General features: G+C 49.5%; 2 protein-coding genes and 1 pseudogene. All 3 read right to left on the bottom strand.

Annotated features, from left to right (window positions below):
* Positions 1–135: 135 nt before the first annotated feature.
* Positions 136–738 (bottom strand): pyridoxamine 5'-phosphate oxidase family protein, encoded by a 603-nt coding sequence (locus tag GEI7105_RS0113260; RefSeq protein WP_026097639.1) that lies wholly within the window; start codon positions 736–738, stop codon positions 136–138.
* A gap of 243 nt (positions 739–981) precedes the next feature.
* Positions 982–1,140: a glutathione S-transferase family protein gene (locus GEI7105_RS34890; RefSeq protein ID WP_144053921.1), complete on the bottom strand. Its 159-nt coding sequence runs from the start codon at positions 1,138–1,140 to the stop codon at positions 982–984.
* Positions 1,141–1,178: 38 nt separating this feature from the next.
* Positions 1,179–1,443: pseudogene (locus GEI7105_RS37275) on the bottom strand (IS701 family transposase); the annotation flags it as partial.

The raw sequence follows: 1,443 nt of genomic DNA, 5'->3' as shown, positions 1-1,443 counted from the left end.
AGCGAGCGAAGTCGAAGCGAGCGAAGTCGAAGCGAGCGAAGTCGAAGCGAGCGAAGTCGAAGCGAGTGAAGTCGAAGCGAGCGAAGTCGAAGCGTTAAAATTCGGTTTCTGTATTACCCTTTCTCGACAAAAATACTAATCAGTTAAGCTTTCTAGCTGAGTTTCGAGTTCCCGAATTCGTGATTGCAAAGGAGCCATGATTTCAGCGACTTGTTCTTCAGAATATTTCAAAGGAATGTGCTGGGGGCAGTTCCAATCCCAGGCTTCAACGCGAATCACGATCGCCCGCTCTACATTGGCGCGGTAGCCGGAAACGCGCAGTTGTTCGACTAAATCGGGGCGATCGCATTCCACTTTTGCTCGTCCCCAAATCTTGAGGCGGCGGCGGTTCGCGTAGTCCATTAGAAACAGAAACACGCGATCGCTCGTTTCTAAATTCCCGATGCTCAAATACTGACCGTTTCCTGAAAAGTCTGCAAATCCTAGCGTCTTCCGATCTAGCACTTTTAAAAAGCCGATGGGGCCACCTCGAAACTGAATATACGGCCAGCCCTTCTCGTTTGTCGTCCCCATATAAAAGCTATCTCTCGCTTCGACAAATTCGGCGATATGGGGAATTAGCGTGTCGTTTTCGAGACCGCTTTCTTCCATACGAGCGTATGTTTCTCGCGAACCGTACTTGTCTTGAATCGCCTTAACAGCAGGAGTGAAAGCGATTTGCGTGAATTTCCGAGCCATGAGGACTGAGGACTCCTTTGAGAAAGGATGAAAATGGAACCTCGAGAAACCCGGTTGGGTTGGCGAACCGGGGTCTCCTAAGATTACGGTGTAATTTGTTATGAATAATACGAAATTGAACCGGGGCGCATCCCCCCTTAGCCCCCCTTGCGAAGGGGGGTTGGGGGGATGGTTTTGACTGGGTATAAAATCCGCTTATCACCTCAAACTTTGAAGACCTGCAAACCGGGTTTTTGGAACCGATTAGGCGGCTGCACTCGGGACTTCGATGCAACGCATTCCCACGAAGCCAGGGAGCTGTTTGATGCGATCGATCCAAGCCAGTACGTGGGGGTAATGCTCTAACGCAATGTTACCGTCGGGTGCTAGGGCAACGTAAGGAAATACCGCAATGTCGGCGATCGTAGGGCGATCGCATTCTAACGGTACTTAAACAAATTTCAAGCCCAAACCAAGCCAAAACGCGCTTTGTGAGCGGCAAACAGGTCTCGATTCTCGTTCAGCCATGCCACAAAACGAAAAGACATGGCTGTCCGAAAAAGCCTCTAAAGCATCTACAAAAGTTTCCAAAGGTTGGTTCGCCCACTTCCTTCGTAAACCGCCCGTCAACTTATGCCAAAGGATAAAAGTGTAGGCACAAAATACCAAAATTAAATGCCGCTGTAAACTCTTCAAACCTCTCGCCTGGCATTCCCTCCAACCCAA

It is taken from the genome of Baaleninema simplex PCC 7105, assembly GCF_000332355.1.
Taxonomy (GTDB): Bacteria; Cyanobacteriota; Cyanobacteriia; order Cyanobacteriales; family Geitlerinemataceae; genus Baaleninema; species Baaleninema simplex.
This window is presented reverse-complemented; position numbering and strand designations above follow the sequence as displayed.

Excerpts from the sequence above, each read along its gene's own strand:
- GEI7105_RS0113260 (WP_026097639.1), bottom strand. The coding sequence starts at position 738 with ATGGCTCGGAAATTCACGCAAATCGCTTTCACTCCTGCTGTTAAGGCG.